Source organism: Ruegeria sp. YTSC325 (assembly GCF_059609525.1).
The window spans coordinates 60710-87259 of sequence record NZ_JBXWLY010000005.1 but is presented as its reverse complement, the minus strand read 5'-3'; the positions used below and the strand labels follow the sequence as shown (position 1 = coordinate 87259).

General features: G+C 57.4%; 26 protein-coding genes. 12 read left to right on the top strand and 14 right to left on the bottom strand.

The genetic code is table 11. The features are described 5' to 3' along the window. Positions 1-12: 12 nt before the first annotated feature. The 7 genes from AC2FF7_RS09545 to AC2FF7_RS09515 form a co-directional block, all read right to left on the bottom strand. Positions 13-1452 (bottom strand): TadA family conjugal transfer-associated ATPase, encoded by a 1440-nt coding sequence (locus AC2FF7_RS09545; protein ID WP_480866178.1) that lies wholly within the window; start codon positions 1450-1452, stop codon positions 13-15. A 24-nt stretch (positions 1453-1476) separates the two neighbouring features. Then, a complete protein-coding gene (locus tag AC2FF7_RS09540; RefSeq protein WP_480866176.1) occupies positions 1477-2712 on the bottom strand; it encodes a CpaE/TadZ family protein in 1236 nt (411 codons plus the stop codon). 200 nt (positions 2713-2912) lie between these two features. Continuing rightward, complete coding sequence (locus AC2FF7_RS09535; RefSeq protein ID WP_480866175.1) at positions 2913-3536, bottom strand: OmpA family protein; 624 nt, start codon at positions 3534-3536, stop codon at positions 2913-2915. Positions 3537-3553: 17 nt separating this feature from the next. Next, positions 3554-4960: a type II and III secretion system protein family protein gene (locus AC2FF7_RS09530; protein ID WP_480866173.1), complete on the bottom strand. Its 1407-nt coding sequence runs from the start codon at positions 4958-4960 to the stop codon at positions 3554-3556. A 191-nt stretch (positions 4961-5151) separates the two neighbouring features. Beyond that, the gene (gene cpaB / locus AC2FF7_RS09525) at positions 5152-6027 is read right to left on the bottom strand and encodes a Flp pilus assembly protein CpaB (RefSeq protein ID WP_170753757.1); all 876 of its coding nucleotides are present in this window, start codon (positions 6025-6027) and stop codon (positions 5152-5154) included. 154 nt (positions 6028-6181) lie between these two features. Further along, entirely contained in the window at positions 6182-6385 is a 204-nt protein-coding gene (locus tag AC2FF7_RS09520) for a hypothetical protein (protein ID WP_480866171.1), read from the bottom strand. A gap of 86 nt (positions 6386-6471) precedes the next feature. Further along, positions 6472-6681: a Flp family type IVb pilin gene (locus tag AC2FF7_RS09515; RefSeq protein WP_170354939.1), complete on the bottom strand. Its 210-nt coding sequence runs from the start codon at positions 6679-6681 to the stop codon at positions 6472-6474. 355 nt (positions 6682-7036) lie between these two features. Here AC2FF7_RS09515 and AC2FF7_RS09510 point away from each other — a divergent pair, with 355 nt between their 5' ends. After that, positions 7037-7897, top strand: a complete 861-nt coding sequence (locus AC2FF7_RS09510) for a lytic transglycosylase domain-containing protein (protein WP_496905559.1) — start codon at positions 7037-7039, stop codon at positions 7895-7897. A gap of 34 nt (positions 7898-7931) precedes the next feature. Here AC2FF7_RS09510 and AC2FF7_RS09505 read toward each other — a convergent pair whose 3' ends face one another. From AC2FF7_RS09505 to tldD, 5 genes are all read right to left on the bottom strand, one after another. Beyond that, positions 7932-8558 (bottom strand): 3-oxoacid CoA-transferase subunit B, encoded by a 627-nt coding sequence (locus AC2FF7_RS09505; RefSeq protein ID WP_496905558.1) that lies wholly within the window; start codon positions 8556-8558, stop codon positions 7932-7934. After that, positions 8558-9262 carry a CoA transferase subunit A gene (locus AC2FF7_RS09500; RefSeq protein WP_170354942.1) on the bottom strand — a complete coding sequence of 235 codons (705 nt, stop codon included), beginning with the start codon at positions 9260-9262 and terminating at the stop codon, positions 8558-8560. The genes AC2FF7_RS09505 and AC2FF7_RS09500 overlap by 1 nt, the downstream gene beginning before the upstream one ends. A gap of 91 nt (positions 9263-9353) precedes the next feature. After that, a complete protein-coding gene (gene topA / locus AC2FF7_RS09495) occupies positions 9354-11993 on the bottom strand; it encodes a type I DNA topoisomerase (RefSeq protein WP_480866169.1) in 2640 nt (879 codons plus the stop codon). A 152-nt stretch (positions 11994-12145) separates the two neighbouring features. Next, positions 12146-13276 (bottom strand): DNA-processing protein DprA, encoded by a 1131-nt coding sequence (dprA, locus tag AC2FF7_RS09490; protein ID WP_496905557.1) that lies wholly within the window; start codon positions 13274-13276, stop codon positions 12146-12148. 239 nt (positions 13277-13515) lie between these two features. Next, the gene (tldD, locus tag AC2FF7_RS09485; RefSeq protein ID WP_480866166.1) at positions 13516-14937 is read right to left on the bottom strand and encodes a metalloprotease TldD; all 1422 of its coding nucleotides are present in this window, start codon (positions 14935-14937) and stop codon (positions 13516-13518) included. A gap of 176 nt (positions 14938-15113) precedes the next feature. Between tldD and coxB the strand changes: the two genes are divergently transcribed. The 11 genes from coxB (at position 15114) to AC2FF7_RS09430 (ending at position 25059) form a co-directional block, all read left to right on the top strand. Further along, the gene (coxB, locus tag AC2FF7_RS09480) at positions 15114-16025 is read left to right on the top strand and encodes a cytochrome c oxidase subunit II (RefSeq protein ID WP_170354946.1); all 912 of its coding nucleotides are present in this window, start codon (positions 15114-15116) and stop codon (positions 16023-16025) included. Positions 16026-16098: 73 nt separating this feature from the next. After that, on the top strand, positions 16099-17055 hold the full coding sequence (gene cyoE, locus AC2FF7_RS09475) for a heme o synthase (RefSeq protein WP_170354947.1): 957 nt from the start codon (positions 16099-16101) through the stop codon (positions 17053-17055). Beyond that, positions 17052-17213, top strand: coding sequence for a cytochrome c oxidase system small membrane protein (locus AC2FF7_RS09470; RefSeq protein WP_209194069.1), 162 nt, complete (start codon positions 17052-17054; stop codon positions 17211-17213). The genes cyoE and AC2FF7_RS09470 overlap by 4 nt, the downstream gene beginning before the upstream one ends. Next, complete coding sequence (locus AC2FF7_RS09465) at positions 17213-17788, top strand: cytochrome c oxidase assembly protein (protein WP_480866164.1); 576 nt, start codon at positions 17213-17215, stop codon at positions 17786-17788. The genes AC2FF7_RS09470 and AC2FF7_RS09465 overlap by 1 nt, the downstream gene beginning before the upstream one ends. Before the next feature lie 22 nt (positions 17789-17810). Next, on the top strand, positions 17811-18626 hold the full coding sequence (locus AC2FF7_RS09460) for a cytochrome c oxidase subunit 3 (protein ID WP_480866162.1): 816 nt from the start codon (positions 17811-17813) through the stop codon (positions 18624-18626). Between the two features lie 155 nt (positions 18627-18781). Next, positions 18782-19459 (top strand): SURF1 family protein, encoded by a 678-nt coding sequence (locus AC2FF7_RS09455; protein WP_496905556.1) that lies wholly within the window; start codon positions 18782-18784, stop codon positions 19457-19459. After that, positions 19456-20844 carry a threonine synthase gene (gene thrC / locus AC2FF7_RS09450; protein ID WP_480866159.1) on the top strand — a complete coding sequence of 463 codons (1389 nt, stop codon included), beginning with the start codon at positions 19456-19458 and terminating at the stop codon, positions 20842-20844. Before AC2FF7_RS09455 ends, thrC begins: the two co-directional genes overlap by 4 nt. Continuing rightward, the gene (locus tag AC2FF7_RS09445; RefSeq protein WP_496905555.1) at positions 20841-22103 is read left to right on the top strand and encodes a M16 family metallopeptidase; all 1263 of its coding nucleotides are present in this window, start codon (positions 20841-20843) and stop codon (positions 22101-22103) included. Before thrC ends, AC2FF7_RS09445 begins: the two co-directional genes overlap by 4 nt. After that, on the top strand, positions 22103-22687 hold the full coding sequence (locus AC2FF7_RS09440; protein WP_496905605.1) for a GNAT family N-acetyltransferase: 585 nt from the start codon (positions 22103-22105) through the stop codon (positions 22685-22687). Before AC2FF7_RS09445 ends, AC2FF7_RS09440 begins: the two co-directional genes overlap by 1 nt. Positions 22688-22789: 102 nt before the next feature. Continuing rightward, positions 22790-23608: an MBL fold metallo-hydrolase gene (locus AC2FF7_RS09435; RefSeq protein WP_170756468.1), complete on the top strand. Its 819-nt coding sequence runs from the start codon at positions 22790-22792 to the stop codon at positions 23606-23608. A 38-nt stretch (positions 23609-23646) separates the two neighbouring features. After that, the gene (locus AC2FF7_RS09430; protein WP_496905554.1) at positions 23647-25059 is read left to right on the top strand and encodes an FAD-binding oxidoreductase; all 1413 of its coding nucleotides are present in this window, start codon (positions 23647-23649) and stop codon (positions 25057-25059) included. Positions 25060-25099: 40 nt separating this feature from the next. On the opposite strand, the gene AC2FF7_RS09425 is transcribed toward AC2FF7_RS09430, so the two are convergent. Together AC2FF7_RS09425 and AC2FF7_RS09420 are read right to left on the bottom strand one after the other, a co-directional pair. Next, the gene (locus tag AC2FF7_RS09425; protein WP_170354958.1) at positions 25100-25579 is read right to left on the bottom strand and encodes a fasciclin domain-containing protein; all 480 of its coding nucleotides are present in this window, start codon (positions 25577-25579) and stop codon (positions 25100-25102) included. A gap of 171 nt (positions 25580-25750) precedes the next feature. Then, complete coding sequence (locus tag AC2FF7_RS09420; RefSeq protein WP_170354959.1) at positions 25751-26290, bottom strand: adenine phosphoribosyltransferase; 540 nt, start codon at positions 26288-26290, stop codon at positions 25751-25753. Between the last annotated feature and the right edge of the window lie 260 nt (positions 26291-26550).

Below are 26550 nucleotides of genomic sequence, written 5' to 3'. Positions count from 1 at the left end.
CTCAGGTTCTCCTTACATCGTAGTTGGTTCATAGATGGCGGCGGGCAGGTCAAAGCCCCACAACCGGAAGCGTTCGGAATAGTGGCTGCGTACGCCGGTGGCCGTGAAATGGCCTATAATCTTGTTGTCGGGTGTAAGTCCAACACGCTGAAATCTAAAGATTTCTTGCATTGAGATAACATCACCTTCCATGCCCGTGATCTCGGTGATCGAGGTCATTCGGCGTGAACCATCCTGCAAACGGCTGGCCTGTACAATCAGGTTCACAGCGCTTGAGATCTGGCTGCGGACCGCTTTGATCGGCATTTCGATACCTGCCATTGCGATCATGTTTTCCAAACGCGAAATGCCATCTCGGGCCGAGTTGGCGTGGATTGTCGTCATCGAACCATCGTGGCCAGTGTTCATGGCCTGCAACATGTCGATCACCTCGGCGCCACGCGTCTCACCCACGATGATGCGGTCGGGACGCATACGCAGGGCGTTCTTCAGACAGTCGCGCGGGCTGACTTCGCCTTTGCCTTCTACGTTTGGTGGACGGCTTTCCATCCGGCCTACATGGGTCTGTTGCAACTGAAGTTCCGCCGTATCCTCGATGGTCAGGATGCGTTCGGCATCGTCGATAAAGCTGGACAGAGCGTTCAGCGTGGTCGTTTTACCAGAACCCGTACCACCCGAAACGATCACGTTCAGGCGTGTCGACACCGCAGCTTGCAAATAGGCGGCCATTTCTTCGGTGAACGCACCAAAATTGACCAGGTCGTCGATGCCCAGTTTGTCCTTTTTGAACTTACGAATGGACACCAACGAGCCATCAACCGCAATCGGCGGCACCATGGCGTTGAAACGCGACCCATCTGCCAAGCGGGCGTCAACATAAGGGTTGGATTCATCAACACGGCGACCCACAGCGGATACGATCTTGTCGATGATCCGCATCAGGTGCTTTTCGTCCTTGAAGGTGATGTCGCTGATTTCCAGCTTACCGGCACGCTCCACAAAAATCTGCTGCGGACCGTTCACCAAGATATCGTTGACCGTGTCGTCTTGCAGCAAGGTCTCAAGCGGGCCAAGACCGGTAACTTCGTCATAAAGCTCTTTGTTCAGTTGGAAACGATCGTCCCGATTCAGAACAATGTTCTTGGTCTCAAGGACTTCACTCGCAATGGCACTGATTTCTGAGCGAAGGTCGGATTCGTTGGCGTTTTCCAGTGCAGCAAGGTTCAGGTTTTCAAGTAGTTCACGGTGCAACTCGATCTTGATCTCGCTCAACCGCTCTTTGCGCTTGCGCTCGCGATCGGATGCTGTCGGTTCAGCGGCCTTTTTTGCCACAGGCTTGCGGATCATCGCGTTTGCTGTGGGTGCCTGTGGGGCTGCAGAGGTGGGCGTTGTCGCCTTGACCTCGGCCTGAACAGGCTGCGCTTCGGGCTGTTTTTTGTATCTTGAAAACACGGCGGTTCCCCTTTCGGACCTGTCTTACGCAGCTTCTGCGTCGCTGCTGCCAAGGCTGTGGAGCGATTTTGCCAGCTTTGCGATTTCACGGCGCAGTGGGTTTTTGGCGGCTGAACTTGCCAGCGGTAAACCATGGTCACCGCTTTGCATGACGGGTTTTCCCCCGTCCGGCAGTTGCAGGTCGATGGATATTCCAAGGCTTTCACCCATCCGCTTGACGCGGCTTTTCCCGTTCAGATCGGTAAACTTCGGAGCTCGGTTCAACGCGAAACGCAGTTTGTTGAACGGTAGCTCTTCCGCCTGAAGAGCGCGCTTCAGACGCAGGGCGTTTTGGGCCGAGCGCATGTCGAGTTCGATGACTGCAAAATACACATGGGCCGCTTGCAGGATGGTCTCAGACCATTGCACCAAAGTCGACGGCATATCGACAATCACGTAGTCAAAATGCTTGCGCGCAGTGTCAATAACGCGCTGGATATCTTCCGGAGTGATCAGATCCAACGGCACCATATCAGACGGCGCGGTCAGAACCTCCATCTTGTCCTCGTAGGACTGCAGCGCCTGAGAGAACATGTCGTCATCCATGGACGCCGTGTCAGACAGCATTTCGAACACTGTTTCTCGGCGCGGTAGATCCAGGTAAGTCGAGACCGTGCCAAACTGAAGATCCAGGTCGATCAGGCATACCTTGGGAGAAGTCTTGTCCGACGTGGTCGCAAGTTCCCAAGCCAGGTTCACGGCCATGGTGGTAGATCCGACTCCACCGGCCAATCCGTGAACCACAAACAAGGCACCTTCCTTTGATGCCCCTTGGGGCAGAGACACGGCCGTTTCCTGTGTCACAACCGCGGGATCAGATTTGTTCATACGCGCAATGGCTTCCTGCAACTCACCTTCCGGAAGCGGGTAGGGGACGAATTCATCAGCGCCTTTCCGCAAGAGTTGGTGCAACGCAGCAGGAGTCACGTCCTCGGCGATCAGGACCACTTTGATCCTCTTTTCCTTCGCGCGAGAGATGATTTCACCCATCATGGTCAGGTCATCTTCGTCCTCACCATCAATAGCTAGGGCCACGAATTCTAAACTGTCGGCTTCAGGCTGGCCGAAAAACGCAAGAGCTTCTGCAAATCCCAGATCGCCCCAACGCTCACCCAGTGCCGCTTCCATGTCTTCAATCAGCAGATCAAAGTTCTGGACGTCACGACTGATCGTGCAGGCCAGAATGGCGTTGTTGTCTTCGTTTGTCGTGGCGTTCGTCATTAACAAAATCCTCGTCCAGAGGGCAGCAAACCGCGACGAACCGTTCAGGTTTGCCTCGGCGAGCTGATGCCCGGTTGCGGCTTTTTTTGCCGCACTACACCCAATTGTTGAGAATTTGGCTTGGAACTTAGGCGAGAATGGGGCGCAAAAGAACCAATTGTTGGGAATTGGGCGACGATGTCGCCCAATTCGCGTTATTATTACTCAGATGCCTCGGCGGCGTCTGTGTCTACGATGAAGCTCTCGGTTGTCGCGCTTTCAACGTATTCGCGGTAGATGACTTCTGCGTACTTGCCGTCAAGCAACTGAGGTTTGCGATCTACAAAGCCAGACACTTCTGTAATCGTACGGCGGTTGCGTCGATCCCTGTTCGGCGTGTCGATCAGAGGCTGCGTTTTACCGAAGGAAACAACAGCTTCTAGCCGTGACCGCGAAATACCTTGCCGTGTCAGGAACGCGACCGCTGCATTGGCGCGACGCTGGCCTAGGCTTTGGTTATACGACTGAGAGCCGACTCGGTCCGTATGGCCGTACACGCGGAAGCGCGCTTCGGGGAACTGCTTGATCCAATCGGCTTGCCGTAACAGTACACGCTGTGCGTTTGCATCAAGCTGTGCGCTGTCGAACGCAAAGTTGATCTGCGTTGGCACTTCCGCCGCGAACCTGCGACCCAGGATCTGAGCATAGGTGAGTTCACCTGTCAGAACCTGCTGGTTGTTCAGAGTTGCGTTTCCGAAGGCACCTTGGTCGATTTCATATCCGGCCTCACGCGTACAAGCGGCGACAGCGACCGAAAGACCCAGTGCTATAATCCACTTCTGCATTGGTCCTATCCTCCTAATCATTCCAGGATGTAGCCGTAGGAGCTACCAAAATCCTGTTTGGCGACTTCAGACGCACCACCTGATCCTAAACGTTCGGTGCGTGCTGTCTTGCCGTTGATGAACAGATCAAACTCGCTTGGGGGCTTGACCCGGTCGGTCGGCAGAGCCAGCGCTTCACCACGTGTGGGCGAGACCAGATGCGCGGTGACGATCACGACGAGTTCCGTTTGCTGGCGCTGGTATTCAGCACTGCGGAACAGCGCACCCAGTACGGGAACATCGCCGAGCCACGGAACCTGATTGTTCAAGTCGCTGAAGTCATCCTGAATAAGCCCCGCAATCGCAAAGCTCTCACCATCCCGCAGCTCAACCGTGGTTCTGGTCCGACGGGTGATAAAGGACGGTACGTTGTTACCCGCAATCGTGAAGTCCGAGCTGTTGTCGATTGCCGACACTGACGTACCCATTTCCAGGTTGATCAAGTCGCCGTCCACAACGCGCGGAACAAACAGGATCTGAACACCAAATGCGCGGTATTCAATCGCGATGTTGCCGTCATCCGCGGGAACCGGGATCGGAACTTCGCCACCAGCAAGGAATTCTGCTTCCTGACCCGACAGCGCGGACAGGTTCGGTTCCGCAAGGCTACGCGCCAAACCTTTAGCTTCGAGCGCTTCCAGCAACAAGCGAACCTGTGTGGACCCTGCGCCAAAACCGAACAGGATCGCACCTGTGTTGGTTTGTTGCAGAGGAATGTTATTATTCAACGCGTTAGCCAAAGCACCGGCAGAGTTAAGTGTGTTGAAACCCCCGGTTACGTCGCTTCCTCCAAAGCCCAGCGACGCCGTCAGGCTTTTTGCCACTGATCGGCTCATTTCGGCAAAGCGCACTTTCAGCATGACTTGCTGGACGCCGCCGACCGACATCAGGTTGGAAACACGCTCGGGCGCGTAGCGCTCGGCCAGTTCCAATGCCCGCGCCAGTTTGGCTGAGCTAGAGATGGTGCCCGACAGTACAATACCGTCATTTGCGGTCCGCACTTCGATCGGCTCATTCGGCAGGATCTGCCGCAGCCGCTCTTTGAATTCGGATACATCCGGGGAAACCCGAACGCGCACGTTGGCCAGCAAATTGCCAGCACCGTCGAACAATGTCAGAGTGGTCAGACCGGGCGCCTTGCCCAATACATAAATGGTACGGTCCGAAAGCGACGAAATATCAGCGATTCCCGCGTTGGCAATGCTGAGTTCGGCAAACGGTTCCTCACTCTCAACAACAATTGCGCGGTTCATCGGGACGTCCAGCGTTTCCGCTGTGCCCTTCTTTACCACACGAAGATTTTGAGCCCAGGCGGCATCGCCGACGGAACTCATTACAAGCGCCAACCCCAGAAGGGTTGCGCTAATCCAAGAATGTATTTTCATGTGACCTGCCTCTCCGATCACGCCTCGTTTTAGGGCTAATGCCTTATGTGCAATAACACTGCGTCAATTGCTAATTTATTGCAATAATCAATGGTTTCTGGAATTTTCCTTATGTGGACAATTCGCAACAACCAAAATGAAACAAGCCGCGCTGGGTGCGCGGCTTGTGCCAGTAAATCCCTGATTTAACGTTAGTTTGTACAGGGAATTTGACTCTGAACAATTTCTGCACCACGCCGGATATTGGTGTAGCACTTGCGCTCTTCCACCTTTGCCTCGACAGGCGCGGCTTCCTTGATTCCCAATAGCTTTCGCTGATCAACCTCAATCGCGCTGGCGACCGTTTCGTCCTGAACACCCACCAAGGCCAGAGACATCCGTCCGGTGTTTTGTGCCTGCGCCAGAGACGCAATCTGTTCAGGCGTTGCGGCCACGGTCACCGTACGCGCGATGCTTGCGCCCGTCAGATCAGACCCTGCCGTTTGGTCGACGGCAATCAGTTCAACGTTGGTTTGGATCAGGCGCGTGATTTCACCACCTTCACCCGCAAGGGCCCCTGAAACTGAACCAGTCCAGTAAACATCGACATTGTCACCTGGACGCAAAAAGCCGGATACTCCTGACGCAACGTCGACTCTGATAGCAAAGGCGCGCATTCCCTTTTGGAGGCGCGAGGTCAATCCAGCAGATTCTCCAGGTTTGGTGACCTTGACTTCCAGCAGAGCCTCATTTTTCTCCATGGCTCTCAGAATATACCTGTCGCCTTTTGCGTCTTCGGGAAACAATGTGGCCAGTTCCTGGAAGGTACCTTCTGGAAGTGCGTCTTCAGGCCATTTGACAAGTCGGACATCCTCTTGAACCAGGCGCTCTCCGTATTTCAACGGGCGGTTCGATACAAAAACGTCCACGGTGGCGATGTTGGTGGCATTTGCCATCGCGTCTTGCGCGGCTTTTTTCTCTCGTTCAAGCTGGGCTTGAGTTTGTGCGATGTAGTCTTGCGCCAGATAAACAGCGCCACCGGCCAAAGCGACCCCGACAATCAGGACAAGTCCAAATACTGCGCGCATTTGCGTACCCTCGTATTTTTCTGTTTTGGTTTTGCTGCCGTCATGCGCAGCTAATCTCAATCACAGCTATCGACGAATTGTGTCGAAAAGGGGGACAATCTTTGATTTTTTTTTCGTCCGTGCCAAATCATGAGTTTGGTCACCGACTGATGAGTCAGTAGCTGATATTGAATTCAGGTTGATGAACTTCCATCGAAGAAAGCGCAGTTCCTGTTTCCGAATCAACGTGTTGAATCGGATCTGAAAGGTTCAGGAAAATGATTGACCCAAAACCAACCAAACCGGCCGTTAGAACCACCCAATCAACGGTAACGGCCCCATCTTCGTGTGCAGCAAAGTTTGCAATTCTGTGCATCATGAGAGACCCAACATATAAAGAAAGTTTATAAAAAAAGGGCCACGCTCTGAAACCGTGGCCCCCTTCAAGTACGTTAAGTACTAAACTTAGCTTTGCGGTGTGATGGTGGTCACCGGAGTCGAAACTGCAGTACCCGACAGCGCGCCTTCGACGGTGTTCGCCAGCTGGTTGGTACCTTCACCAACCTGGGTGTAAGCAACTGCTGCCAGGCCAACGATGGCTGCGGTCAGAACAACCCAGTCAACTGTTACTGCGCCGTCTTCGTCTTTGCGGAAGTTCTTGATGAACTTGATCATGTTACGTCCCTCCTAAAGGATCAAAAAAGTCAATTAAACCTTGGCGTCTTTCAGAGCTTTCTCTCTCAGTCCGCTCTCGACCGTCTCGGTATGGCATTATGTTTGACGGTCAGGCGTGGCAGGAATTGGGCCAAATCACATTTTTTTTCGCGGAAGTTTAACTTTTTCGCAGGAATTTGGGTAACGCATTGAAAATAAATAAATAAAAAATCGAAAAACGTATGTCGACCTCACTGTTCCGATGTAATTTTACGGCAAATGAGGCGAAAATGCCCCAATTCACGTTGTTTTTATGGCTTTGAACGCAGATTCTTGGTTCAAATCAGTCAAAAGAAAAATTCATGAGGCGGGCAAAATGAATCTGCGGGACGCAATACTCTGCGCCGGTGCGGTGGCAATGCTGTTGACAGGGCCGGGCTCTGTTGTTGCTCAGACAATTGAACCACGTGGCGTCTATAAAAGGGTGAAGCCGCCGAAACCTGGATCGCGGCCCAAGATCACCGTGCAGATATCGCCAGAGGAACACGCAGCCCGACCTTCGGCGCCCAGCACTGGTGCGGACCTGCAAGAATCCGAGATTATTACACGTACACGAGTCGCGCCGCCGAGTTTGCCGGGCGGGGCTGACAAACCCGCCGGGTCCTATACGGCTTTTTGGGAAGAAGTGTCGCCCGCGCTAGATCAAGCCGGCGCAGGACGTCTTGATCAAGCGATACAGGCATTAGTAGCCGTCAACGTGTCCTCTCCGCGATTGCAGACTTTGCAGAACATCGCTCAGCAGCAAGGGGTCGATATCCTGCGCTCGACAGTTGGTACGAATGTTTCGCCTGCGCTGGTGTTGGCCGTGATATCGGTTGAATCTGCTGGCCGGGCTGACGCGGTCAGCCACGCGGGTGCTCAGGGGTTGATGCAATTGATGCCAGCAACGGCAAGGCGGTTTGGCGTTGAGGACAGCTTCCATCCCGGTCAGAACATCTCGGGCGGGGTGAAGTATTTAAACTGGTTGATGGAAGAGTTCGGAAACGACCCGATCCTTGTGTTGGCTGGTTATAATGCAGGTGAAGGGGCCGTCCGCAAACATGGCGGGGTACCGCCCTATAAAGAGACGCGCAACTACGTGCCCAAAGTGCTTGCCGCGTTTCAGGTCGCGCGGGCTTTGTGTCTGACCCCTCCGCAGCTCATCTCGGACGGGTGCGTTTTCCAGACGGCAAACTAAGAAGGCCCACGCAGGTTGGTGGGCCTTCTTTGGTTCAGGCGAAGATTGTCGCCTCGGTGGCGGCGCGCATCTCGTCTTCGCTGACGCCATCGGCCAGTTCGACGATGCGCAGGCCGCCTTCAACCACGTCCAACACGCCCAGGTTGGTGATGATGCGATCGACCACACCCTGACCGGTTAGGGGCAGGGTGCATTCTTTCAGCACTTTCGAGTCGCCGTGTTTGTTGGTGTGATCCATAACGACGATCACGCGGCCTACGCCAGCCACCAGATCCATCGCGCCGCCCATGCCTTTGACCAGCTTGCCTGGGATCATCCAGTTGGCCAGATCGCCTTTCTCGTCCACCTCCATCGCGCCCAGAATGGCCGCTGCGATCTTGCCGCCGCGGATCATGGCGAATGAGGTTGCACTGTCGAAATAAGCGGTGCGAGACAGTTCGGTTATCGTCTGCTTACCCGCATTGATCAGGTCGGGGTCTTCCTCGCCCTCAAAAGGGAAAGGGCCCATGCCCAGCATTCCGTTCTCGGATTGCAGTGTAATGTCCTTGTCACCCACATAGTTTGCCACCAGCGTCGGGATACCGATGCCGAGGTTCACATACATACCGTCTTCCAGCTCATCCGCCGCGCGGGCGGCCATCTGATTACGATCCCAAGGCATTATGCGTCCTCCTTCTTGCGGGTGGTGCGCTGTTCGATGCGCTTTTCGTGGCTGCCCTGAATGATGCGGTGCACATAGATGCCGGGCAGGTGGATGCTGTCGGGGTCCAACGACCCGGTGGGCACGATCTCTTCGACTTCGACCACACAGACTTTGCCACATGTGGCCGCTGGCACGTTGAAATTACGAGCTGTCTTGCGGAACACCAGATTGCCGGTCTCGTCCGCCTTCCACGCTTTGACGATGGCGAGGTCGGCAAAGATGCCTTCCTCCATGATATATGTCTCGCCGTTGAAGTCCTTATGCTCTTTGCCCTCGGCGATCACGGTGCCTACGCCTGTCTTGGTGTAGAAACCGGGAATACCCGCGCCACCTGCGCGCATCCGCTCGGCCAGCGTGCCTTGCGGGTTGAACTCTAGTTCCAGCTCGCCACTGAGATACTGACGCATGAACTCGGCGTTTTCTCCGACATACGAGCTGATCATCTTCTTGACCTGACGGGTTTGCAGCAGAATGCCGATCCCAAAATCGTCGACGCCCGCATTGTTCGAGGCAAAGGTCAGATCCTTCGCGCCCGAGGCTTTGATCGCCTCAAGCAGAAGTTCCGGGATGCCGCACAGGCCAAACCCGCCCGCTGCGATCAACATGCCATCCGAGATCACTCCGTCGAGCGCCTCAGAGGCATTGGCATAGATTTTCTTCATGGAAAACTCCCCCAATGACATGGTGTTGGGCGAGTTGTGCCGCCACGTCACGGGGAAGTCAATGAAACCAAGGGGGTGGTGGTATTTCTACCTATTCCGCCTTGTTGGTCGTCTTTTTGGCGGCTGCGGTTTTCTTTGGCGCGGCTTTCTTCTTGGGGGTAGCCTTCTTCTTGGTGCCTTTCTTGGCCGCGCGTTCGTTGACCAGTTCGATGGCCATTTCCTGCGTCACGTCTTCGGGCTTGATGTCCTTGGGAATGGTCGCGTTGACCTTTTCCCATTTCACATAAGGCCCATAGCGCCCGTCCAGCACCTGCATCACGCCGCCATCGGGGTGATCACCCAGCTCTTTCAGCGGCTTGGCCGCCGCCCGCCGTCCACGCCCCGGATTGGCGCGTTTTTCAGCCAGCATCTCAACCGCGCGGTTCATACCAATTTCAAAGACGTCATTGGGGTCTTTGAGGTTCGCGTAGACCGGCTTAGCCTCTTCCGGCATCTGGTGCATGATATACGGCCCGAACCGCCCGAAATTCGAGCTGATCATGCCGCCCTCGGGGTGTTCACCGATCTGGCGGGGCAGGGACAGCAGGGTCAGTGCCTTGTCCAGATCCATGTCGTCCTTGCTCCAGCCGCGAGGCAGGGACGCACGGGGCGGTTTCTTGTTCTCGGGCGTGGGTTCGCCGCGCTGGACATAAGGCCCGAACCGACCGGATTTCAACCAGATCTCATCGCCCGCATCTTCGCCCAGCAGACGTTCGTCGCCCTCGGCCCCTTCGCCTGCGATGGGGCGGGTATAGGTGCATTCGGGATAGTTGCCACAGCCCACAAACCCGCCGGTGCGCGAGGTTTTCAGGTGCAGTTGTCCCACGCCGCATTTCGGACAAACGCGCGGGTCGGACCCATCCTCACGCGGTGGATACAGCTGGGGCGCCAATGCCTCATCCAGCTTGTCTAGCACTTCGGAAATCCGCAGCTCGGATGTCTCACCAATCGCGGCCGAGAAATCACGCCAGAACTTGCCCAACAGGTCTTTGTAGTCGCGGTCGCCGGCGCTCACATCGTCAAGCTCGCCTTCCAGATTGGCCGTGAACTCATAGCCAACATACTGACGGAAGAAGTTCAGCAAAAAGATTGTGACGATCCGGCCCTTTTCCTCGGGGATCAGCCGGTTCTTGTCCTTGCGCACATATTCGCGGTCCTGAATCGTGGTCACGATGCTGGCATAGGTGGACGGGCGCCCGATACCTAGCTCCTCCATCCGTTTGACCAAAGTGGCCTCGGTATAGCGCGGGGGTGGCTGCGTGTGGTGTTGCAGGGCCAGCACGGCTTCATTCTCGGCCAGCACGGCCTGTTTGTCGTCGCTGGTGGCCTTGACGAATTGATCCTTCAGCGAGGTCTTGGCGAACCGCGCCGGATCGCCTTGCGTGATCTGCGGCAGGCGCTTGTCGTCGTCATCGGCCACGTCGTCGCGGCCTTCCTCATAGACGCGCATGAATCCGTCGAACATGACCACCTGACCAGTGGCGCGCAGGCCGACCTGACCGTCATCGCTGCCGATCTCGACCGTGGTGCGTTCCAGCCGTGCGGCGGCCATCTGACAGGCAATGGTGCGTTTCCAAATCAGATCATAAAGTTTGCGCTGATCCTCATCCGTGACCTTCAGGTCGCTGGCATCGCGGGTCATATCCGTGGGGCGGATACATTCGTGCGCTTCCTGCGCGTTCTTGGCCTTGTTTTTATAGATGCGCGGGCTGTCGGGTACGTAATCCGCGCCATAGCGGTCGGTGATTGTATCGCGGGTGGCGGCCACGGCCTCGGGGGCCATGTCGATGCCGTCAGTCCGCATATAAGTGATGTAGCCTGCCTCATACAGGCGCTGCGCCACCTGCATCGCGTGACGCGCGCCCATGCCGAACTTGCGGCTGGCTTCCTGCTGCAGGGTCGAGGTCATGAATGGCGCGCTGGGGTTCCGAGCCGCCGGTCTCGCCTCTACCGAGGTTACGGTTAGCGCGCGGCTGGTGATCGCCTGAACGGCCAGCTCCGCCTGCGTAGCGTTCTTCAGATCATGCTTGTCCAGCTTGTTCCCGGCCAGCGTGACCAGACGCGCCTCATAAGTCTGGCCGCGCGGAGTTTCGAACAGAGCTTTGACCGACCAGTATTCGACTGGTTTGAACGCCTCGATCTCCATCTCGCGCTCGACGATCAAGCGCAGGCAGACGGATTGTACGCGTCCTGCCGATTTCGCACCGGGCAGCTTGCGCCACAGGACGGGGGACAGGTTGAACCCCACCAGATAGTCCAGCGCGCGGCGGGCCAGATAAGCCTCGACCAGCGGCATATCGACCTGACGCGGGTTCTGCATCGCTTCGGTCACGGCGTCCTTGGTGATGGCGTTGAAAGTCACACGGCTGACGGGCGTGTCCTTCTTGATCGAGCGGCGCTTGGTCAGCGCCTCTTGCAGGTGCCAGCTGATCGCCTCGCCCTCGCGATCGGGGTCAGTGGCGAGGATCAGGGCGTTGTCTTCTTTCAGCGCGTCAGCGATGGCTTTGACATGCTTGCGGCTGTCATTGCCGACCTCCCATTTCATCTCGAATTCATGTTCGGGATCGACGGATCCATCTTTGGGTGGAAGGTCGCGCACATGGCCATAAGACGCCAGAACCGTGTAGTCGGGGCCAAGATATTTATTGATCGTTTTGGCCTTGGCAGGGGATTCTACAACAACTACAGGCATTTAAGGTGAAACCTCGCTCGACGGATTATGCGCCTTCTATGATGGTGCAAAATGTGGAGGGCAAGAGCGAATTGTCAATGCGTTCCTTTAGGCACAGGAATTTGGCGGGAATTTCAAATTGATACGCACAGAATAACGGTGCGTCCGGCAGGTCAGGTCGAGAGGGACAACAACCCGCCGGGCTGTCTTTGTATCCGCCCATCTAACTCCAGATCGACAAGCGCGGGCCCGATCTCGCCCGCCGTCGCCGCGATATCGCGGATAAGTTGATCTTCGGCTATAGGCGAGGGGCCAAGGCATGCTAAAATCGTCTCGTGCAACGCTGCAACCGTCGTGGGGGTTGTCGATTGAACAGGCGATTCTTTGGGTCGGTCGGCAGTAAGAAGATCGCGTTTCGGCAAGGATTCGATCACATCCTCGGCCGATCGCACCAAAGTCGCGCCATCGCGGATCAACAGGTTGCAACCGCCCGCGCGGGCATCAAACGGGTGGCCGGGGACGGCCAGAACCTCGCGCCCCTGATCCAGCGCGTCGCGCGCGGTGATCAGGCTGCCGGATTTTGCGGCAGCTTCGACCACCACAACCGCTTGGGCCAGACCCGAGATGATCCGGTTGCGGCGCGGAAAATGCCGGGCTAGCGGTGTCACGCCCATGGGCTGCTCCGATACACGCAACCCGGATTCGGCGATTTTATGGGCGAGATCAGTATTCTCGGCGGGATAGATCACATCGACGCCACCGGCCATTACAGCAACAGTACCTGTATCCAAAGCGGCCATATGCGCCGCGGTGTCGATCCCGCGTGCAAGGCCCGAGACGATGACATGTCCCTTTTTGCCCAGATCCGTCGCCAGCCCTCGCGCCATCCGCGCGCCGAGTGACGAGCAATTGCGCGCGCCAACCATCGCCACCGTAGGGCGGTGTAATATCGACACGTCGCCGATGGCCCACAGCATTGGCGGGGCATCATTGAGATCGTTCAAAGCGTCAGGAAAATCGGCGGACCCAAGGCACAAAAGCTGCGCTTTGGCAGCTTTTGCGGCCTTGAGTTCCGCCTCAATCACGCCGGGCGGGCACGTTTCATACCCTTCAATACCGGCGGCGCGTGCCATTTCGGGCAGCGCGGCCAGCGCATTCTGCGCTGAGCCATGTTCCCGCAGCAGCCGACGAAACGTCGCCGGACCAACCTTGCGAGAGCGCAACAGACGAAGCCAGGAAAACCGATCCTCTTCCGTGGTGGGTGGGAGTGTGGGGTGATAGGAAGAAAGCTGCTCTTCGGTCATCCGTTGCTCCGCCTGATTGCAGAACTGGTTTACGACTGCAGGAGTTAACAGCTTCTGAATCGCTTCAAATTTTCCCAATATTCTTTCGAATTGAGTCGTGAAGATGCTATAATTCTCTGAAAAGAATGGGAAAAATTTCGAGGCGCTGCGCGATAAACCGAAGTGTTTCTGGAGCCAATAAGCAGTCATCGGGGCGCCGTGTTAACCCTGCACCCCGAGAAAACCGTTTTGATTCTGACCTATGCCGCTGATCCGCCGACGGTTAGCCCATCCATTAAGACAGTCGGCTGTCCAACGCCTACAGGCACCCACTGACCGTCTTTGCCGCACGTTCCCATGCCGGGGTCCAATTCCATATCATTGCCCAACCCTCGAATGCGGTTCAGCGCGGATGGTCCATCCCCGATCAGGGTTGCGCCCTTTACCGGCGCTCCGATTTTGCCGTTTTCCACCCGATACGCCTCGGTGCAGGAAAACACGAATTTGCCATTGGTGATGTCGACCTGACCACCACCAAAACCAACGGCCCAGATTCCGTCTTTGATTTCGGCCACCAGTGATGCGGGGTCGGCATTTCCGCCCAGCATCACAGTGTTGGTCATACGTGGCATAGGTTTATGTGCATAGCTTTGGCGGCGGCCATTGCCGGTTGGCGAAACCCCCATCAGGCGCGCGTTCTGGCGGTCCTGCATGTAGCCGGTCAGGACGCCGTCCTCGATGAGGACGGTGCGCGAACTGGGCGTGCCCTCATCATCAACCGAGATCGAGCCGCGCCGATCCACAATCGTGCCGTCATCCACAACCGTGACCCCTTTTGAGGCGATCTGCTGCCCCATCAGCCCGGCAAAAGCCGAGCTGCCCTTGCGGTTGAAGTCGCCCTCTAGTCCATGGCCGATCGCCTCGTGCAACAGGATGCCTGGCCAGCCAGGGCCGAGCGCGACTTCCATTACACCTGCCGGGGCAGGGACGGCGTCCAGATTGACCAATGCGATCCGCAGCGCTTCGCGTGCCTTGTCCTGCCAATCGGCGGGGTCTATCAGACCGTCCAGGCCCACGCGACCTCCTCCGCCCGCCGAGCCGCTTTCGCGCCGTCCGTTCTGTTCCACGATGACCGAGACATTCAGACGGGTCATAGGGCGCACGTCCCGAACGATCAGGCCGTCGGGGCGTAGAATCTCGACTTCTTGTACTGACGCGGCGATAGTGGCGCTGACCTGTACGACCCGCGTGTCCAAATCACGGGAAAAAGCATCGATCTCGCGCAACGTTTCGATCTTGACCGGAAAGGTGGCGGATTCGATCGGGTCTTCGTCCGTATAAAGCCGCGTGTTGGTGGCCCGAGGCGCATCCGCCAAGGTGCCGCCGCCATCGCCAACCGCCAGGCGAGCCGTTTCCGCGGCCCGTTTCAACGCACCAATCGAGACATCAGTCGAATGGGCGTAACCGGCCACTTCACCCTGCACGGCGCGCAGGCCGAATCCTTCGGAGGCGTCGTAGGATGCCGTTTTCAAACGCCCGTCGTCAAAGATCAGCGACTCGGATTTCCTGCGTTCGACAAACAATTCTCCGTCCTCGGCGCCGGCAGTGGCAGAGCGCAAAACCGCAAGCGCTTCGTCGTGTGGTAAAGCGCTTTCAAATGGTCGAAACGGGTCGTTGGGCATGGGTTGGGACCTTTCGGGTTTGATCCAGATCAAAAATAGCGTCTGTTTGACGCAAGCATTTTGCTTTATCTACCCACCGGAATATGGTTTTTAACGCGGCTAAAGACAACGGGAGAGGTGCGACTGATTCACACCTTTTCGCCAGGGACGCAAAGATCAAACGATCAGGACAGAATATGAAGAATGCTTTGATGCTTTCGGGCTTTATGACAGCCCTATCCAGCCTGCCCGCCATGGCTCAGGAGCTTGAGATTATTGGCAAACCGGTCGCAGGCGGTGTTGGCTTCCAGCCCGCTGTGACGGATTTGGCAACAGGAATCCAAAGGCTGGACGGGATGATTCTGGTGATCATCACCGCAATCTGTATTTTTGTTGCGGGCCTGCTGGTTTACTGCATCGTGCGCTACAATCAACGTGCCAACCCGACACCGGCGCGGTTTTCGCATTACACTCCGGTCGAGATCGCCTGGACGCTTGGCCCGATTCTGATTCTTGTTTTCATCGGTGCGTTTTCATTGCCGGTTCTGTTCAAACAACAGGAAATTCCCGAAGGCGATGTGGTCATCAAGGTCGTGGGTAACCAGTGGTACTGGACCTATGAGTATGTCGATCACGACTTCGCCTTCGATAGCTATCTGTTGGGCCATCCTGCGACACTGGACGAAGGTGCGCGCCCGGCTGATGCTGATGTAACGCCGTTCGTTCTGGATGATGCGATGCGCGCCAAACTGGCTGACGCGGGTTACAGCGATGACGAGTGGCTGCTGGCAACCGATACGGCTGTTGTCGTCCCTGTCGGCAAGGTGATCGTGATGCAGGTTACGGCCTCAGACGTGATTCACTCGTGGACCATTCCCTCGTTCGGTGTGAAGCAGGACGGTGTGCCTGGTCGTTTGGCCGAACTGTGGTTCCAGGCCGATAAAGAAGGCATCTATTTCGGTCAGTGTTCCGAATTGTGTGGCAAGGATCACGCCTATATGCCGATCACCGTCAAAGTGGTCAGCGAAGAAGCGTACGAGGAATGGCTGCAAGGTGCTCTGGAAGAGTATGCTGGCCAGCCTGTCTCGTACCAAGTTGCCTCGAACTAAGCCCTTCGCGGCCTAGGTTGAAACACGCAGGCTGCGCGGGGAGCGCGCAGCTTCTGCCCCAGAAGGACCCGACATGAGCGACGCAAGCATCAATGCCAGCCAAGTGACCGCCCCGGCGCACGCGGATGAGGCCAGCTTTGGCGATTATTTCGCCCTGCTGAAGCCGCGCGTGATGTCACTGGTCGTGTTCACGGCCTTGGTGGGTCTGCTGGCCGCGCCAGTGCCGGTGCACCCTTTTGTCGGGTTCTGTGCCATTTTGTTCATCGCCATCGGCGGCGGCGCGTCTGGCGCGCTGAACATGTGGTGGGATGCGGACATTGATCGGGTGATGAAGCGCACCAAGGGCCGACCGATTCCGGCGGGTAAAGTGCAGGAAGGCGAGGCGCTGTCGTTGGGGCTGGCACTGTCGGGCCTGTCGGTGATCATGCTGGGGCTGGCGACCAACTGGTTTGCCGGTGCGTTTCTGGCATTCACCATCTTCTTTTACGTCGTCGTCTACACGATGTGGCTGAAACGCTCGACGCCGCAGAACATCGTAATCGGCGGTGCGGCAGGGGCCTTCCCTCCGGTGATCGGTTGGGTCGCGGCCACTGGGACGATGTCGATCGAGCCTTGGTTGATGTTCGCCCTGACCTTCATGTGGACCCCGCCGCATTTCTGGGCATTGGCGCTGTTCATGCGCTCGGACTACGACGATGCAGGCGTGCCGATGCTGACCGTGACCCATGGTCGCCGCGCGACGCGCTGGCATATTCTGGTTTACACGGCTCTGCTTGCCACGCTGGCCGTGGGCACCGCGTTCTCGGGCATTGGTGGTCCGATATACCTGACTGTCGCCGTTGTGATGAATGCATTGTTCCTGCGCGGCGCATGGCAGATCTCGCGACGGACCGAGGAAGATTCCGAGGCGGACAACTTCAAGGTTGAGCGGAGCTTTTTCAAACTGTCGCTGCTGTATCTGTTCCTGCATTTCGGCGCGATTCTGGTTGAGGCTTTGCTGAAACCCTACGGGCTGGGAGGCTGGTCATGAGCTTGCGCAAAAGCCATGAATTGCACGAACGCCGCTTTAGCCGCAATCTGGGCGTGGGTCTGACGCTGGCCGCGTTCATCGTGATTATTTTCGGCCTGACGATCGTGAAAGTCTCGGGCACGGATTTCAACATGGCGCCGCAGGAGGTGCAGAACTGATGGCTCTGTCCGGTCCTCAAAAGACGGTTGCGCAGACCGTGGGCGTCGTGGTGCTGATGGGCAGCCTCGCCTGGGCGGCTGTGCCGTTTTACGATTGGTTCTGCCGCGTCACCGGATTCGGCGGCACGACTGGCGTGGCCGAAACCGCGCCCGAGGATATTCTGGACCGCACTGTCACCGTCCGTTTTGACGCGTCAAAAGCCAAGGATATGGCGTGGGAGTTCAAACCGGTCGAACGCGAAATGGAAGTGCGCATCGGCGAGACTGGCTTGGCTTTCTACGAGGCGTACAACCCGACAGACCGCCCGATCGCTGGGCAGGCATCGTACAATGTCGCGCCTTATTCGGCGGGTGGGTATTTCCAGAAAATTGCCTGTTTTTGCTTTGAAGAACAGGTACTACAACCCGGCGAACGGGTTCAGATGCCGGTAAGCTTTTTCGTCGACCCTGACATGGTCGAGGATCTGGAAGCGAAATATGTGCATACGATCACTCTGTCGTATACATTCTACGAAATTGACCTGCCCGAGGGCTATGCCGCCCTTGACGCGCAGGCTGATACAAACACGAACTAACGCCTTTAGGTGAGGGACGCTGATGGCACACGCTAAAAACCACGATTATCATATTCTGCCGCCGTCGGTATGGCCGCTGATAGGGGCCATTGGTGGCTTTGTGATGCTGTTCGGTGCTGTCCTTTGGATGCACGGCATCACATCGTTCATGTTCTGGATGGGTCTGGTCGCCGTTCTTTACACCATGTTCGCCTGGTGGTCCGAGGTCGTGGCCGAAAGCCGCGCGGGCGACCACACGCCGGTGGTGCGCATCGGCCTGCGCTATGGCTTCATCCTGTTCGTCATGTCCGAGGTGATGTTCTTCTTTGCCTGGTTTTGGTCGTTCTTCAAACATCGCATGTACCCGATGTACGACTATGCCGGAACAGAGTACATCCAGCCCGATATCCACGCAGTTGACCCGTTTCACCTGCCGCTGATCAACACTCTGGTCCTGCTGCTGTCGGGCTGCGCGATCACATGGGCGCACCACGCGCTGGTGCACGACAACGACCGCAAGGCGCTGATCAACGGTCTGGCCATCGGTATCGTTCTGGGTATCCTCTTCACTGCGCTGCAGGGCTACGAATATTACGAACTGCTGGCCCATGAAGGTTGGGAGTTTGGTGGTGACCAGTTCTATTCGAACTTCTTCATGGCAACCGGTTTTCATGGTGCCCATGTGATCATCGGAACGATCTTCCTGACGGTCTGCCTGATCCGGGCTCTACGCGGGGATTTCACGCCTGAGAAACATGTGGGTTTTGAGGCGGCTGCATGGTACTGGCACTTCGTCGACGTTGTCTGGCTGTTCCTGTTCTTCGCCGTCTACATCTGGGGTCAGGCCCCGCTGTTCTGATCCGCTCAGATCGGTAAATTGCAAAAGCCGCCCGTTGGGGCGGCTTTTTCTCTGTCAGGGGCGCAAGATTGCGCCCGATACAATTGCGCGGTTGCAATCGGGGCCGCTCCGCCCTTAACAAGACGCCGGTTTCTGTAACAAGGTTTCACCTGACTATGCGCCGCATTCTGTTCCTGCTGATCTTTGGCTTTGCCGGTCTGGGCGTGCTGATCTCGCTGGGCCTCTGGCAGGTGCAGCGACTGGCCTGGAAAGAAGGTGTTCTGGCCGAGATCGACGCGCGTATCGCTGCTGAACCTGTGAGCCTGCCCCAGAGCGTATCGGAAGATGGCGACAAATACCTGCCCGTGACAATTTCGGGCGATATGGAGCCGGGGGAAATCCACGTTTTGGTCTCGGTCAAGCAGGTTGGCGCGGGCTATCGGATCATCCAGTCTTTCAGCACTGAGGACCGCACCATTCTGGTGGATCGCGGCTTTGTACCGACCACGGCAAAACAGGCCGAGCGTCTCACCGGTTCGATGACAGTGATCGGCAACCTGCATTGGCCGGATGAGATCGACAGCTACACGCCCGAACCCGATATCGACGACAACATCTGGTTCGCGCGAGACGTGCCCAATCTGGCCGCCGCGTTGGGGGCCGAACCCATCCTGCTGATCGCCCGGTCGGAAACCGACCCGGGCATCACACCTTTGCCGGTGGACACGGCGGGCATCCCCAACGATCACCTACAATATGCAATCACATGGTTTGGTCTGGCTCTGGTCTGGGCCGCAATGACCGGTTATTTCCTGTGGCGCAACCGCGCCCCTGCACAGAGTGAAGAGCAATGAAATATATCTCGACCCGTGGCCAAGCGCCGGAACTGACCTTTGAAGAGGCGATGCTGACCGGCCTTGCCCGCGATGGCGGCTTGTACCTGCCCGCCGAGATCCCGGTGATGAGCCATGATGAGATTGCCGCTTTGGCTGGTCTGCCCTATGAAGAGATCGCGTTCCGCGTGATGTGGCCCTATGTCAGCGGCTCGTTCACCGAGCAGGAGTTCAAGGACATCGTTGCCCGCGCTTACGAAGGTTTCGGCCATGACGCCCGCGCGCCGATTAAGCAGCTGAACGAGAACCACTTCCTGCTGGAACTGTTCCACGGCCCCACGCTGGCCTTCAAGGACTTTGCCATGCAGCTGATCGGCCAGCTTTTCCAGGTGGCCCTGAAGCGGCGCAATGATCGTGTGACCATCGTTGGCGCGACCAGTGGCGACACGGGTTCCGCAGCCATTGAGGCGTTTCGCGGACTGGACGCGGTGGATGTGTTCATCCTGTTTCCGCATGGCCGCGTGTCCGAGGTGCAGCGCCGCCAGATGACGACGCCTGCGGACAGCAATGTGCATGCGCTCGCCGTGGATGGTGATTTCGACGATTGCCAGGCCGCGCTTAAGGATATGTTCAACGATTTCGATTTCCGTGACGGTGTGAAACTGGCCGGTGTGAACTCGATCAACTTTGCGCGGGTGCTGGCTCAGATCGTCTATTACTTCTCGGCGGCTGTCAGTGTTGGCGCGCCGCATCGCAAGGTCAGCTTTACTGTGCCAACCGGCAACTTTGGCGACATCTTTGCGGGCTACCTGGCCAAGCGCATGGGTTTGCCCATAGACCGTCTGGTTGTGGCGACCAACCAGAACGACATTTTGCATCGCTGCCTATCGGGTGAGGGGTATTTCAAGGGCGACACCATCCCTTCGATCAGCCCGTCGATGGATATTCAGGTCAGCTCGAACTTTGAACGGGCGCTGTACTATGCCTATGGCGAGGATGGCAGCGCTGTGGCGCAGTTGATGGATGAGCTGAAAAGCGGTGGCTTCAACGTCAGTCAGGGCGCGATGGAAGCCCTGCGCGAAAGCTTCGACTCGGGTCGTGTCTCCGAGGATGAAACGCTAGAGACGATCAAACACACGCTGGCCCATAGCGCTGAGCTGGTTTGCCCGCATTCGGCCATCGGCATCAAGGTGGGTGAAGATCACCGTACGGCGGATGTACCAATGATCACTCTGGCCACTGCTCACCCAGCGAAATTCCCGGCGGCGGTCGAGAAGGCGAGCGGAGAACATCCGCCTCTTCCATCCCGCATGTCTGATCTGTATGAACGTCCGGAACGGGTGACACGGATTGCCAATGATCTGGGTGCCCTCGAGGATCATATCAAAGGGCATATCGCCGAGTGACTGTCAGACAAGACCAACTGAAGAACGGATTTCGGATCGTCAGTGAGAACATGCCGGGGCTGCAATCTGCGGCCATCGGCATCTGGGTGACCGCGGGTGCGCGGAACGAGCGGATCGAACAGAACGGCATCGCGCATTTCCTAGAACACATGGCGTTCAAGGGAACCGAGCGGCGGTCTGCGCTGCAAATCGCCGAGGCGATCGAGGATGTGGGCGGCTATATCAACGCCTATACCTCGCGCGAGGTGACGGCCTATTACGCCCGCGTTCTGAAAGATGACGTCGCGCTGGCGATGGATGTGATCGGCGACATCGTTCTGAACCCCATCTTCGACCCGCGCGAGATCGAGGTCGAGCGTGGCGTGATCCTGCAGGAAATCGGTCAGGCTTATGACACGCCAGACGATGTGATTTTCGACTGGTTGCAAGAACAGAGCTATCACGATCAGCCCCTGGGCCGCACCATTCTGGGGCCGACCGAGCGGGTCAGCGCGTTTTCGCGCGAAGACCTGTCGGGCTTTGTGTCCGAGCATTATGGCCCCGAGCAGATGATCCTGTCGGCGGCGGGTGCTGTGGATCATGATGCACTGATGAAAATGGCCGAAGAGATGTTCGGTCATCTGCAACCGCGTAAAGGGTTGATTGTTGAGGCCGCGAAGTTCACCGGTGGCGAAGCGCGGCAGGAAAAATCGCTAGAACAGGCGCATTTCGCGCTGGCGTTGGAAAGCCCAGGCTATCGTGATGATGCGATCTATACGGCGCAGATTTATTCCACGGCTTTGGGCGGCGGCATGTCCTCGCGCCTGTTCCAAGAGGTGCGCGAAAGCCGCGGGCTTTGCTATACAATCTTCGCTCAGACCGGGGCCTATGCGGATACCGGCACGACGACGATCTACGCAGGAACCTCGGCCGATCAGGTGGGTGAGCTGGCGACGATCACCATCGACGAGATGAAGCGCGCTGCCGAGGATATGAGCCCGGAAGAAGTCGCCCGCGCCCGTGCCCAGATGAAAGCCGGGATGCTGATGGGGTTGGAGAGCCCATCGAACCGGGCCGAACGTCTGGCGCGGCTGGTGCAGATTTGGGGCCGGGTGCCCTCGCTTGAGGATACGGTCGCCAAGATTGACGCGGTCAGCACCGAGGACGTGCGCGCCTTTGCCGAAACCATGGCGGTGCAGGCCCCGGCGGCGCTGGCGCTTTATGGTCCGGTCTCGGGCGCGCCCACTTTGGTGGAATTGCAGGAGAGGCGCGCGGCGTGATGCTTCTGGGCCGACGCAAGCTGAAACTCGAGACAGCGCGCCTCAGCCTGCGCCCGCCAGTGCATTCTGATTTCAACGATTGGGCGGCTCTGCGGCGGGCCTCGAAAGAGTACCTGACCCCCTGGGAACCGATCTGGGCCAAGGATCACCTGAGCCGCAAGTCATTTACCAACCGGGTCTATTGGGCGCAGAGGTCGGTGGCCAGCGGCACGGCGATACCGCTGTTTTTGTTTCGCCGGAAAGATGACACGCTTGTTGGCGCGATCACTTTGGACAATGTTCGACGTGGCCCTGCACAAGCTGGGACACTGGGGTACTGGACTGGTCAGGCCTATGCCCGCAACGGGTATATGCGGGAAGCGATCGGGGCGGTTGTTCACCACGCCTTTACCCGGCTGGACCTGAGCCGGATCGAAGCAGCGTGTCTGCCCGAGAACAAAGCGTCGCGGGGATTGCTGGAGCGGTCTGCGTTCAAATACGAGGGCGTGGCGCAGTCCTATTTGCAGATCAACGGGCGATGGCGGACCCATGTTTTGTATGCCTGTCTGCGTTCCGACCGGCGCGGCAAGACCGACGCGGGGTAGGGGGCTCTGCCCCCGTAGCGGCAGGCCGCGCCTCCCCCGAGATATTTATGGCCAGATGAACAAGGGGCATGACTTGGGGCGCAACTGCGCTAATATCGGGTTATGCGCTGGGTGGTTGCAGCAGTTTTGGTGATGTCAGGCGGGGCAGTCGCGCAGGAGCGACGACCGAGCCATTGCATTGCTATTGCCGATGCGGCGCCCGGCATTGAATATGTTCACAAGGCGGCTTGGACGGACCCGGTGCCTGAGTTCTCGGTTCGGATCAGCTATGTCGCTCATGCTTCGTTTCTGATCCAGACGCAGGGGGGGCTGAACGCGGTCACGGACTTTACGGGTTTCATTGGCGGTGCGGACCTGATCCCGGATGTGGTGACGATGAACCATGCGCACAGCACCCATTGGACCGCGAACCCGGACCCGGCGATTCCCCATGTGTTGCCAGGCTGGGGAGAGTTCGGGCAGGGGATCGAGCATCATCTGGATCTGGGTGAGATGCTGGTGCGCAATGTTTCGACCGATATTCGATCCGTTTATGGCGGCGTCGAGGAACGTGGGAATTCGATTTTTGTATTTGAGATTGAAGGGCTCTGCATCGGGCATCTGGGGCATTTGCACCATATCCCGTCAGATGCGCAGTTTGCGGCCTTGGGACGGTTGGATGTGGTCATGGCAGCCGTGGATGGGGGGACGACCATGCCTTTGCCCGAGATGGTGCAGGTGCTGAAACGGTTGAAAAGTTCGGTCATTATTCCGATGCATTGGTTTTCAGGCTTTTCGTTGGATCGGTTTCTCGTCGATATCCGGGACGAATTTCCAGTCGAGCGGGAAGGTGTTTCTGAGTTGGTCGTTTCGCTTCGCACCCTTCCGGACCGGCCAACGGTCGTGGTTTTGGAGCCTCAATACCTGATTGACATCGAATAAAGCTTGTCGGGTCTGCCGGACTTGGGCAAGGAAAGCCTATGACTTTGAATCCCGCTGATGACGCCTTTGCCCAATCCGTCCGTGACGCCCTTGGCGACGAGGTCTTGCGCAAGCCTGAACCGCGCTATGCTGAGGAGCCGCGTCGCAGGTTTTCAGGGCAGGTCGGCCTATTGGCGGCCCCACGCAGAACAGAAGAGGTCGCGGCCCTGGTGCAGCTGGCTTCTGCCGCGTCGGTGCCTGTTGTCCCCTATGGAGGCGGGACTGGACTGGTTGGAGGACAAGTCATTTCCGCCGGACCTGCGCCCCTTTTGATATCGCTAGAGCGGATGACCGCGATCCGCGCTGTTCATCCGACGGAGAATATCCTGATTGCCGAAGCAGGCGCTGTCCTTGTTGATGTGCAGGCCGCCGCCCAGAGTAACAACCGCCTGTTTCCTTTGTCCTTGGCTGCAGAAGGATCGTGCCGGATAGGCGGCAATCTTGCGACCAATGCGGGCGGGGTCAATGTGCTGCGCTATGGCAATGCGCGCGATCTGTGCCTGGGGCTTGAGGCGGTCTTGCCGAATGGTGAGGTCTGGCACGGGCTCAGCCGGTTGCGCAAGGACAATACCGGCTATGATCTGCGCAATCTGCTGATCGGGTCCGAGGGAACGTTGGGCATCATCACGGCGGCGTCTCTCAAGCTGTCCCCGCGTCCGGCCGGGGTCGGAACGGCGATGGTACAGGTTACGTCGCCTGAGGCGGCCATAGATCTGTTGGCTCTGGCGCGGGATCAGTTGGGCGATGGTGTCAGCACGTTCGAACTGATCCACAGGCAGGGGTTGCAGTTTTTGTCCGAGGTGTTGCCGGACGTTCGCCAGCCTTTCGCGATTTCACCCGAATGGTCGGTACTGATCGAGGTTGGTTTGTTCGGCGGATTGGACCCTCAGACAGCGCTAGAGACGCTGTACGCTGCTGCGGACACACGGGGCCTTGTCATGGATGCCGTGATCGCGCAAAGCGAGGCCCAGCGGGCGGACTTATGGGCAGTACGCGAGCGCATTCCCGAGGCGAACCAGTTAATCGGCTCGGTTTCTAGTCATGATATTTCAGTGCCGATTTCGGATATTCCCGAGTTCATCCGGCAGGGTCCGGACGAACTTGCGCGGATTGGACCGTTCCGTATCAACTGCTTTGGCCATCTGGGTGATGGGAATCTGCACTACAACGTGTTCCCTCCGGCCGGGCGCCAAAGGTCGGACTATGATGCGCAGCGCGGACAAATAAAACGCGTTATCCACGATCTGGTGGATAAGCTCGGCGGGTCAGTTAGCGCCGAGCATGGTGTCGGTCGCCTGAAAACGGATGATCTTGAAAGGTATGGGGATCCGGCCAAGCTGGCCGCCATGCGGGCTATCAAGTCAGCGCTTGATCCAAAGGGTATTATGAACCCCGGGGCTGTTCTGAAGTGATAGATGCGGCTCGGGTGTCCCCGAGCCGCTTGTGGCCGTTTTACGAGGCCGGCAGAATCACTTTGTCGATGACGTGGATAACGCCATTCGTTGTTTCGATATCTGCCTGAACGACAGACGCGTCGTTGACCATCACGCCATTGTCCAGATCAATCGTCACTTCGCCGCCTTGAACGGTTGCAGCCGTCATGTCATCGGACAGATCGCCCGACATCACCTTGCCCGGTACCACATGATAGGTCAGAACGGCGATCAACTGATCTTTGTTCTCGGGCTTCAGCAGTGTCTCGACGGTACCTTCGGGCAGAGCTGCGAAGGCTTCATCGGTCGGCGCGAAGACAGTGAACGGGCCATCGCCTTTCAGCGTATCAACCAGCTCGGCGGCCTGAACGGCGGCGACCAGAGTTTCAAAGCTGCCCGCGCCGACAGCGGTGTCCACGATGTCTTTCTTGGCTCCGGCGAATGCAGCCGATGCGATCAGAGCGCCGGACACACCGGCAATAGCGAGTTTGCGAAACATGGTAACAGATTCCCTTGTTGGAATGCCGTCAGTGGCATCGACAAGGGGTACGGCGCCCAATCACAACAAGATCACTGAATATATCGATAAATTGTTATTGAATATGCAGTGACCCGCGCTAAGCCGACGCGGGTTGGAATTTCCACTCACGTTTTTGTGATCGAAGGGCCGTCAAAGACCTTCGAATTCACACAAAACATGCACATCCATGTCCAGATCTTCCAGAACTTTGCGGCCGCCTAGCTCGGGCAGGTCGATGATGAACGAGCAGGACACGATCTCTCCGCCCAATCGTTCGATCAGTTTGATGCCAGCCGCTGCGGTGCCACCTGTGGCCAGCAAGTCATCCACGACAAGAATCTTCTCGCCGGGCTGGATCGCGTCATCGTGGATTTCGACGATGGCCTCACCATATTCCAGTTTGTAGTCTTGGCTGATCGTGGTGCCGGGCAGCTTGCCCTTCTTGCGGATTGGAACGAAGCCAACGCTAAGCTGATGAGCAATCGCGCCACCCAGAATAAAGCCACGTGCCTCTAGGCCCACGACCTTGTCGATGCGTTCGCCCGCATAGGGATGCAGCATCTGATCAATCGCCATGCGAAACCCACGTGGGTCTGCGAACAGGGTGGTCACATCGCGGAACATGATCCCTTCATGTGGGAAGTCGACGATGGTGCGGATGTAATCCTTGACCGACTTGTTTCTGGACATGGCGGACCCCTTTGGCGTCAGAATACGCTGGGCTGTTTGGCCCATTGGGGTCAGTCATGCAAGGATTGATTGTGTGATCTTATTTGCGGCGTTTCAAAAGAACGTTCGGCAAGCTCTTGTATCGGTACAGAGACGAAGGCAGCCACGACAAATGGGGTTTGCGCCAATTGCGTTGGTCTCGCAAAAGAAATGCCTGAGCAGCATGCAGATTCATTGCCATAATCCTTTTTTATTGTTAGGTGCTCGATAACTACAATTTC

Bases quoted from the DNA above. Each gene is read 5' to 3' on its own strand.
- AC2FF7_RS09540 (WP_480866176.1), bottom strand. From the start codon at position 2,712: ATGACGAACGCCACGACAAACGAAGACAACAACGCCATTCTGGCCTGC.
- AC2FF7_RS09535 (WP_480866175.1), bottom strand. From the start codon at position 3,536: ATGCAGAAGTGGATTATAGCACTGGGTCTTTCGGTCGCTGTCGCCGCT.
- AC2FF7_RS09530 (WP_480866173.1), bottom strand. From the start codon at position 4,960: ATGAAAATACATTCTTGGATTAGCGCAACCCTTCTGGGGTTGGCGCTT.
- cpaB (WP_170753757.1), bottom strand. From the start codon at position 6,027: ATGCGCGCAGTATTTGGACTTGTCCTGATTGTCGGGGTCGCTTTGGCC.
- AC2FF7_RS09520 (WP_480866171.1), bottom strand. From the start codon at position 6,385: ATGATGCACAGAATTGCAAACTTTGCTGCACACGAAGATGGGGCCGTT.
- AC2FF7_RS09515 (WP_170354939.1), bottom strand. From the start codon at position 6,681: ATGATCAAGTTCATCAAGAACTTCCGCAAAGACGAAGACGGCGCAGTA.
- AC2FF7_RS09510 (WP_496905559.1), top strand. From the start codon at position 7,037: ATGAATCTGCGGGACGCAATACTCTGCGCCGGTGCGGTGGCAATGCTG.
- AC2FF7_RS09505 (WP_496905558.1), bottom strand. From the start codon at position 8,558: ATGCCTTGGGATCGTAATCAGATGGCCGCCCGCGCGGCGGATGAGCTG.
- AC2FF7_RS09500 (WP_170354942.1), bottom strand. From the start codon at position 9,262: ATGAAGAAAATCTATGCCAATGCCTCTGAGGCGCTCGACGGAGTGATC.
- topA (WP_480866169.1), bottom strand. From the start codon at position 11,993: ATGCCTGTAGTTGTTGTAGAATCCCCTGCCAAGGCCAAAACGATCAAT.
- dprA (WP_496905557.1), bottom strand. From the start codon at position 13,276: ATGACCGAAGAGCAGCTTTCTTCCTATCACCCCACACTCCCACCCACC.
- tldD (WP_480866166.1), bottom strand. From the start codon at position 14,937: ATGCCCAACGACCCGTTTCGACCATTTGAAAGCGCTTTACCACACGAC.
- coxB (WP_170354946.1), top strand. From the start codon at position 15,114: ATGAAGAATGCTTTGATGCTTTCGGGCTTTATGACAGCCCTATCCAGC.
- cyoE (WP_170354947.1), top strand. From the start codon at position 16,099: ATGAGCGACGCAAGCATCAATGCCAGCCAAGTGACCGCCCCGGCGCAC.
- AC2FF7_RS09470 (WP_209194069.1), top strand. From the start codon at position 17,052: ATGAGCTTGCGCAAAAGCCATGAATTGCACGAACGCCGCTTTAGCCGC.
- AC2FF7_RS09465 (WP_480866164.1), top strand. From the start codon at position 17,213: ATGGCTCTGTCCGGTCCTCAAAAGACGGTTGCGCAGACCGTGGGCGTC.
- AC2FF7_RS09460 (WP_480866162.1), top strand. From the start codon at position 17,811: ATGGCACACGCTAAAAACCACGATTATCATATTCTGCCGCCGTCGGTA.
- AC2FF7_RS09455 (WP_496905556.1), top strand. From the start codon at position 18,782: ATGCGCCGCATTCTGTTCCTGCTGATCTTTGGCTTTGCCGGTCTGGGC.
- thrC (WP_480866159.1), top strand. From the start codon at position 19,456: ATGAAATATATCTCGACCCGTGGCCAAGCGCCGGAACTGACCTTTGAA.
- AC2FF7_RS09440 (WP_496905605.1), top strand. From the start codon at position 22,103: ATGCTTCTGGGCCGACGCAAGCTGAAACTCGAGACAGCGCGCCTCAGC.
- AC2FF7_RS09435 (WP_170756468.1), top strand. From the start codon at position 22,790: ATGCGCTGGGTGGTTGCAGCAGTTTTGGTGATGTCAGGCGGGGCAGTC.
- AC2FF7_RS09430 (WP_496905554.1), top strand. From the start codon at position 23,647: ATGACTTTGAATCCCGCTGATGACGCCTTTGCCCAATCCGTCCGTGAC.
- AC2FF7_RS09425 (WP_170354958.1), bottom strand. From the start codon at position 25,579: ATGTTTCGCAAACTCGCTATTGCCGGTGTGTCCGGCGCTCTGATCGCA.
- AC2FF7_RS09420 (WP_170354959.1), bottom strand. From the start codon at position 26,290: ATGTCCAGAAACAAGTCGGTCAAGGATTACATCCGCACCATCGTCGAC.